Below are 7,893 nucleotides of genomic sequence, written 5' to 3' on the forward strand. Positions count from 1 at the left end.
AGTCGTGGAGAACTCCTGCAACCCGGGCTTCATTGAAATCGGCCGGCGTTTAGGCGGTGAAAAGCTCGACAGCTATATCCGGAATTTTGGCTTCGGTGAAACGACAGGGTCAGGGATAGCAGGGGAAGCGAAAGGGATCCTTTTTTCAAAAGATGCATTTGGCCCGGTTGAACAAGCAACAACCGCTTTTGGCCAAGGCATTTCCGTTACGCCGATCCAACAAGTGCAGGCTGTGGCAGCTGCAATAAACGGCGGATATTTGTATCGCCCGTATATTGTAAAGGAAATAAAGAATGATAAGGGAGAGACGCTGCAATCGTTTGAACCTGAAATGAAGCGCCGTGTCATCAGCGAGGAAACGTCCGCCCAAGTGAGAGAAGCATTGGAATCCGTTGTCGCGAACGGCTCTGGCCGTAACGCGTTCAATGATGGTCTCCGTGTAGGCGGTAAGACGGGAACTGCCCAGAAAGTCGTAGACGGCACCTATAGCGATGGCGATTATATCGTTTCTTTCATGGGATTCGCACCAGCGGACGATCCTGAATTACTTGTCTATGTGGCAGTAGATAGTCCGAAAAACTCGGTTCAATTCGGTGGTGTCATTGCGGCTCCGATTGTCGGCAGAATCATTGAGGAGATTGCACCTCTTGCCGGCATTGAAAAAAGAGAAGGGCAAATTGAAAAAGAGTATCGATGGGGAGATCCGATCACCCACCGTGTTCCGGATTTGACGGGTATGACAAAAGGAATGGTAGCCCGCCAACTTCACACGTATCGTATAGAGTGGCACGGTGAAGGCGACGTTATCAAATACCAAATGCCAGCCCCCGACTCATTAATGTCGGCAGACGATATCATCCACGTTTACACTGAAGAATAGAAAAGCTCCGTGCTCCTGCTTCTGGCGCACGGAGCTAGACAATAAACACAATTACAGTTTCAAAACAGGTAAGGAGAACATATTATGACACTCGTCACGACAATAACGGTTATTACCGTAGCATTTGTACTAACAGCATTAATCGGGACCGCTATCATACCGTTGCTCAGAAGGCTGAAATTTGGGCAGAGCATCAGGGAGGAGGGTCCCGAAGCCCATAAGAAAAAAGCAGGTACGCCTACGATGGGCGGCCTTATTTTCCTAGGCTCCATTATCATTACGATGATTGTCCTCTCATACATATATGAAGATGTACTGACTACACAGTCCATTGTACTGATGATTGTGCTTGCCGGTTTCGGTGTCATCGGATTTTTTGATGATTTTATTATTGTCGTCATGAAAAGGAATCTGGGATTGACCTCCATTCAAAAACTCATTGGTCAAATCATCATTGCGGTTATCGCCTATTTCCTATTGAAAATGGGTCCATTTGAAACGACGGTAGTCATACCTTTTACAAATTTCACGGTGGATCTCGGTATTTTCTACGTCGCATTCCTCATTTTTTGGCTCGTCGGTTTTTCGAATGCAGTCAACTTATCCGATGGGCTCGACGGGCTTGTTGCAGGCACTTCGACAATCGCCTTTGCGGCTTTTGGCGTACTTGGACTTGTGTATGAGCAATACGACATTGCAACGTTCGCATTCGTCGTTGCAGGTGCAATGCTAGGCTTCCTATTATTCAATATGAAACCAGCTAAAGTGTTTATGGGTGATACAGGTTCTTTAGCGCTCGGTGGAGCAATTGCGATGCTTTCTATATTGGTGAAGCAGGAACTTCTGCTCCTCGTCATCGGGATTGTCTATGTAATCGAAACATTATCTGTCATGATCCAAGTGACAAGCTTTAAATTAACTGGAAAAAGGGTATTTAAAATGAGTCCGATTCATCATCATTTTGAATTATCCGGTTGGTCCGAATGGAAAATCGTTCTTGTTTTTTGGGGAGTGGCATTTTTTGCCGCGATGATTCCCGTACTGTGGGAGGTGATGTAAATGGGAAAGCAGAATGAGTTCAAGGGCAAAAAAGTTCTTGTGCTTGGCCTTGCCAAAAGTGGCCATGCTGCGGCTGAACTGCTGCATTCGCTTGGGGCGGATGTTGTCGTCAATGATGCGTCTCCCGAAACCGGCAACACAGTAGCCCAAGAATTACGGGCCAAAGGGATACTGGTCATTTGCGGTGGACATCCGGACAACATATTGGATGAAGGCTTTGATATCATCATCAAAAATCCGGGTATCCCCTACCATAACCCAGTCCTTCAACAAGCGGAACAGAAAGGGATTCCGATCTGGACTGAAATAGAGCTTTCTTATCTAGTAAGTGAGGCACCGATTATTGCTATCACCGGATCGAATGGGAAGACGACAACTACGACGCTTCTGTACCATATTTTGAATATCGCTGGGAAAAAACCGCTGATTGCAGGAAATATCGGAACCGTTGCTTGCACGGTCGCACAGAATGCAGAACCTGATGAAGTGATTGTCATGGAAGTATCCTCTTTCCAGTTGGCGGGAACGGAAAGTTTCTGTCCGAAAATTGCTGTCTGGACAAATTTATATGATGCCCATCTCGATTATCATGGGACGTCTGAAGAATATGCCTTGGCGAAAGCGAAGGTGACAGCCAATCAGACCGAAGAGGACTTCTTTATATACAACGCCGATCAGCCAGAAATGCAACCGTATGTGAACCGATCGGCGGCCCGAAAAATTCCTTTTTCATTACGAGGGAAGCAGGCAGAAGGGATTTCAGTGGATGATGAACTGATTTACTGGCAAGGCGAACCGTTTGTGAAAAGATCAATTATCAAATTGCTCGGCCGTCATAATTTGGAAAACATTTTAGCTGCGACAGCATCAGCGATACTTATGGATTGCGATAAAGAAACGATAGAAAATGTGTTAAGTTCTTTCACGGGTGTCCGTCACCGTATGCAGTTTGTAAAGGAATTGAAAGGCAGGACATTTTATAACGATTCAAAAGCAACGAACGCCTTGGCGACAAAAAGCGCATTGTCCTCCTTCGATTCGCCTGTTGTGTTACTTGCTGGAGGATTGGATAGAGGCCATTCATTCGAAGAATTGAGGCCTCACATGAGCAGGGTGAAAGCTGTTCTTGCACTTGGTGAAACTGCCGACAGACTTATCGATTTTGCTGCTTCTTGCGGAATTGAACATGCTGTGAAAGTGGATACGATGGAAGAAGCGGTGCAAGAAGCATTTGCGGTCTCCCTCGAGGGGGACCAAATTCTGCTGTCGCCCGCTTGTGCAAGCTGGGACCAATATCCGAATTTTGAAGAACGTGGAGATGCATTTATTGAAGCTGTCATGAATCTGTAAGTCATTCGTGCACTTCTTGACCAAAAAGACGGAAGGATGCGTTCACTGGATCGAAAATTAAAAGCTGCCTTCGTCATTTCGGCAGTATCATTGTCATTGATAGGATTGGTTTTTGTCCATTCAGCAGGCTCGTATTGGGGGCAAGTGCACTATGCGGATTCGTCCCCATTCATCGTAAAGCAAGGGATTTACATGGCTGTTTCAATAGGTGTTGCACTTCTGTTGATGAAAGGGCCATGGACATCCAACCAATCTTTTTGGACCGCTTTTTATTACATAACGATCCTATTGTTGGTTGCAGTTATGATTCCGGGCATTGGTGCTGTAAGGAACGGGTCACAGAGCTGGATTGCCCTCGGTCCGTTTAGTATTCAGCCTGCGGAGTTCGTCAAGGTGGCGCTGATCGGCAAACTTGCTTGCAGTATGAAGCAATCGGCTGGAAAGAACCCGTTCAGGCTCAATCATTTTGTGCTCATTTTATTGCCTGCTGCTTTGATCATGCTTCAACCTGATCTTGGTTCAGCTGTGATTATGATCGTTTCAGCATTTGTCATTTTGTTTTTGGCGGGCTATCCTCTGTCATTTTTCGGGATACTCGGCTTTGCTGGAATCGGGGCGTTCGTTGCCCTCATCGCAGCGGCACCTTACCGTCTGGAGCGTATCAAATCGTATATCGATCCTTGGAATGATCCGCTTGGTGCAGGATTTCAAGGGATTCAGTCATTGTTTGCGATCGCGCCGGGAGGGTTGTTCGGTCATGGCTATGGCAATAGCAGGCAGAAATATTTGTATTTGCCCGAGCCGCAAAACGACTTCATATTTTCTATTATTGCTGAAGAGACGGGGTTTATCGGAGCGACATTCATTCTTGTCCTCTTTTCCGTACTCCTTCTTTCGGCCTGCGGAATTGCAATACGCGCGCATGATTACAAATCGTTTTTAATGACAGCTGGAATGGCTGCGATGATCATTTTTCAGACGTTCCTGAATGTCGGTGTCGTATCTGGCCTATTGCCGGTCACAGGGGTGACACTGCCTTTTATCAGTTACGGCGGCTCGTCATTGTTAACGACATGGATGGCAGCAGGTACGATTTTGCATTTTGCTTTTTATAAACACCGAAGTTGAGAGGAGGGCGGAACGTGGATAAAGTGATAGACATCGAAGAACGGATACCATCCATGAGGGAAAAACGAAGAAGGAAGACGAATAAGAAGTTTCTATTCATCATCGCCGTATTCTGTATCGCCCTCCTTGTCCTTTTGTACTTCCAATCTCCGCTCAGCAAGGTTGGTGAAGTGAAAATTCATGGGGCTGTGCTTCAGGATGACCAGTATTATTATAAAAAAAGCGGGATATTAGAAGGAGCCTCATTTTGGGGATTTACAACGAAAGATGTGGAAGAAGAACTTTTGAAACTAGAAGGCGTCAGTAGTGTTGCTGTCACAAGAAAATGGATACGGGATATCGATATTTCGATTGATGAATGGAAAACTGTGGCCTATATGGAAAGCGGTGGGGAATATGGTTTGTTGCTCGAAAATGGAGCGCTATTCCCTAGTGATGGAAATTATCCGAACGTACCGATCTTGAATCATGTGGACAACCCTGACCTTCGGAAAAGACTGACAAAACAATTGCTGAAAATGGATAAAAATGTTCTGCAATTGATTTCCGAAATCATCTATACTGGGACAGAGGAGAATCCTGATACGATTGTTGCTTATATGGATGACGGATATGAAGTCCATGCGACCCTTCAGACATTTGCGGAGAAGATGGAATATTATCCGGACATCATAGCCCAACTGGGTGGGCTTGAAAAAGGGATTGTCAATATGGAAGTGGGCATTTTCTTTACGCCGTTTAGCGAAGTTTACGGGAATACCGGTGTAGAGGAAGGGGAAGGTGATGAAGTTGGCGAAGAAAATGAGTGAGGAATACAAAAATAGAGGAAGATACATTTTGTACTCTTTTGTATTTCTCATTCTTGGATTCATCTTCGCGTTCTCCTATCGTACGTTAGGGAAGGATAGCGGAGAAACCGCCGAATCCCCAACATTTCAACAGGAAGAGCAGTATCGGGAAGAATTAATCGCTCAAAAAGAGCGAAACAAAGAACTCGCTGATGAAATCCAGACAAAGCAAGAAGAAATCCGGGACTTTGAAAAATCTTTTTCAGAGAACGAAGACAATCATACCGTCCTAGTCGAGGAAGCAAAAGACCTTCGTTTGCTCCTGGGCGTCATTCCGGCTTCCGGTCCGGGAGTGCGTATCACATTGAAGGACGGCGATTATGACCCTGTTGAGCAGAATCCCAATGACTATATCGTTCATGAAAGCCATGTGCTGCGAGTTGTAAATGAGTTGAAGATTTCCGGCGCGCAAGGGATCGCCATCAATGGACAGCGCATTTCGGAGAATTCATATATCAAATGCACAGGTCCGGTCATTACGATTGACGGGAGGACGCTTCCGGCTCCATTTGTCATCGAAGCGGTAGGAGATTCTGATGTCCTATCTTCAGCATTGAACTTGGGCGGCGGGGTGGTCGATGGATTGGTGCATGACAATATCGTCGTCACGTTGGAGCAGTTGAAGGAAATTAAGCTTCCCGCTTTAAGGGACGAGGCATGATAAGAGGGAGGGTGTTCGTTGAAGAAAGCTATCAATTGGAAATTCACGATTGTCCTCCTGCTCATCGGATTTATGATTGCTATCCAATATAATACGATGGAACATCCTAAGGAACGTGATACGAGGGATATTTGGGCAATTCGTCAAGAGTTGGCGGAAGAGAAAAAAATACATTCAGAGCTTCTTACAGAAATCCGTGATTTGGACAGAACGATTTCCTCATACAGAACGTTAAGCGAATCGAGCACGGGACAGGCTTTGAATGAGACAGTGGACAAGCTGCATAAAAAGGCGGGAACTACAGATATTTCGGGGCCGGGCTTTACAATCGAGGTTCGCCCATCGGTAGAAAGCATAGCGTATGGAATACCAATCACGAGTATTTCATCCGATTTACTAACCCGTTTCGTCAACGAGGTGAATCGTTTTAAAGGGATTCATATGGAAATTGACGGCAAACGGTATACGATGATGAGCTCGATACGGGTCATCAATGGTGTGACTACTGTAAATGGTTTGAATGTCTCTTCTCCGCCCTTTACGATAAAGATCATATCTCCTACAATGTCGGATAGTGAAAAGCTTTATAATTATTTATTGGCATCTCCCATCCACGACGATTTTTATCTTGATAATCTAGTGCTTGAAATCAATCAGCCGGAAAGGGACATGACCATCCGGGGGTATCCAGACAAATTTAAAAATCTTTATTTGAAAGAACTTCCGAAAGGGGAATGACAATGTGGTTGCCACTGCTCGGTTTATTACTAGGAGTTTCGCTGGGGCTGTTGTCGGATATACAGATCCCGCAAATTTACAGCAACTATTTGTCCATCGCCGTGTTAGCCGCATTGGATACGCTTTTCGGGGGAATCCGTGCTCATCTTCAACAGATTTATGATGATAAGGTGTTTATTTCCGGATTTTTCTTCAATATCGCACTTGCGGCAGGATTAGCATTTCTAGGTGTGCATCTTGGAGTGGATTTATATTTGGCTGCCGTATTCGCATTCGGGGTAAGGCTATTCCAGAATATCGCTGTCATCAGAAGGATTTTGCTGACGAAATGGTCGGAGAGAAGTAAAGTTTCTGACACGAAAGTTCAGGAATGAAAGGAATTGATCATCTGATGGAGAAAATATTTAGACAATACGACTCTAATACAATAGAATGTAAGATAAGGACTGTAATGGGAGGTGCCGGGAATTGAGTCAATCTACAATATATGTATCACTTGATATAGGATCTTCGTCAGTCAAAGTGCTGATCGGCGAAGTGGATGGCGGATCCCTCCACGTAATCGGAGTAGGTAACGTCCAATCTGCAGGCATTCGTAAAGGGACGATTATCGACATCGATGCGACTGTCCAATCCATTCGAAAAGCGGTGGAACAGGCTGAACGAATGACAGGCATGCAAATCCGGGATGTCATTCTTGGCATCCCTTCCAATGGCGTGATGTTGCAAGATGTCAAAGGTGTCGTAGCTGTCAATTCTGAGAACAGGGAAATCACCGATGACGACTTGGATCGGGTTATGAAATCCGCACAAGTTATGTCGGTTCCGCCTGAACGGGAAATCGTCAATATCATACCGAAACAATTCATAGTGGATGATTATGATGAAATAAAAGATCCAAGAGGAATGATTGGTGTTCGTCTTGAAATGGACGGAACACTTATAACGACCTCCAAAACGCTAGTGCACAATATTTTGCGATGCGTAGAACGGGCGGGTCTCGTAATCCGGGAGATTTATTTACAGCCGCTCGCAGCCGGACAGTTTGCTTTGACGGAGGATGAAATGAACCACGGTACGGCATTTATCGATATCGGCGGTGGTTCAACGACGATCGCTATTTTCGGGGATAATCGCTTTATTTCAACTGCTGTCATCCCGGTAGGCGGAGATCATATTACAAAAGATTTGTCGATCATTCTAAAGACACCTACAGAGCAGGCAAGAAA

8 protein-coding genes and 1 pseudogene are annotated in these 7,893 nt (G+C 45.3%); all 9 read left to right on the forward strand.

Going from position 1 to position 7,893, the window contains the following annotated elements:
* The coding region (locus AWV70_RS24745) for a penicillin-binding transpeptidase domain-containing protein (RefSeq protein WP_268777876.1) at window positions 1–880 on the forward strand (880 nt) is incomplete at its 5' end.
* 84 nt (window positions 881–964) lie between these two features.
* Window positions 965–1,939, forward strand: coding sequence for a phospho-N-acetylmuramoyl-pentapeptide-transferase (mraY, locus tag AWV70_RS16065; protein WP_060209316.1), 975 nt, complete (start codon window positions 965–967; stop codon window positions 1,937–1,939).
* Complete coding sequence (gene murD, locus AWV70_RS16070) at window positions 1,940–3,289, forward strand: UDP-N-acetylmuramoyl-L-alanine--D-glutamate ligase (RefSeq protein ID WP_060209318.1); 1,350 nt, start codon at window positions 1,940–1,942, stop codon at window positions 3,287–3,289.
* Window positions 3,290–3,325: 36 nt separating this feature from the next.
* A complete protein-coding gene (gene ftsW, locus AWV70_RS16075; RefSeq protein ID WP_060209323.1) occupies window positions 3,326–4,417 on the forward strand; it encodes a putative lipid II flippase FtsW in 1,092 nt (363 codons plus the stop codon).
* 14 nt (window positions 4,418–4,431) lie between these two features.
* Window positions 4,432–5,226, forward strand: a complete 795-nt coding sequence (locus tag AWV70_RS16080) for a cell division protein FtsQ/DivIB (protein ID WP_060209325.1) — start codon at window positions 4,432–4,434, stop codon at window positions 5,224–5,226.
* Window positions 5,201–5,926: a DUF881 domain-containing protein gene (locus AWV70_RS16085; protein ID WP_060209326.1), complete on the forward strand. Its 726-nt coding sequence runs from the start codon at window positions 5,201–5,203 to the stop codon at window positions 5,924–5,926. The genes AWV70_RS16080 and AWV70_RS16085 overlap by 26 nt, the downstream gene beginning before the upstream one ends.
* Before the next feature lie 18 nt (window positions 5,927–5,944).
* Entirely contained in the window at window positions 5,945–6,664 is a 720-nt protein-coding gene (locus AWV70_RS16090; RefSeq protein ID WP_060209327.1) for a DUF881 domain-containing protein, read from the forward strand.
* Between the two features lie 2 nt (window positions 6,665–6,666).
* Entirely contained in the window at window positions 6,667–7,038 is a 372-nt protein-coding gene (locus AWV70_RS16095) for a small basic family protein (RefSeq protein WP_060209329.1), read from the forward strand.
* Between the two features lie 94 nt (window positions 7,039–7,132).
* Window positions 7,133–7,893 (forward strand): annotated as a pseudogene (ftsA, locus tag AWV70_RS24750) (cell division protein FtsA); the annotation flags it as partial.

Origin of the sequence: Sporosarcina koreensis (assembly GCF_001531445.1) — a bacterium.
In the GTDB taxonomy this organism is placed as follows: Bacteria; Bacillota; Bacilli; order Bacillales_A; family Planococcaceae; genus Sporosarcina; species Sporosarcina koreensis_C.

What these genes read in the sequence shown, in the direction of transcription:
- ftsW (WP_060209323.1), top strand. Translation starts at nt 3,326, where the DNA reads ATGCGTTCACTGGATCGAAAATTAAAAGCTGCCTTCGTCATTTCGGCA.
- mraY (WP_060209316.1), top strand. Translation starts at nt 965, where the DNA reads ATGACACTCGTCACGACAATAACGGTTATTACCGTAGCATTTGTACTA.
- murD (WP_060209318.1), top strand. Translation starts at nt 1,940, where the DNA reads ATGGGAAAGCAGAATGAGTTCAAGGGCAAAAAAGTTCTTGTGCTTGGC.
- AWV70_RS16085 (WP_060209326.1), top strand. Translation starts at nt 5,201, where the DNA reads ATGAAGTTGGCGAAGAAAATGAGTGAGGAATACAAAAATAGAGGAAGA.
- AWV70_RS16095 (WP_060209329.1), top strand. Translation starts at nt 6,667, where the DNA reads ATGTGGTTGCCACTGCTCGGTTTATTACTAGGAGTTTCGCTGGGGCTG.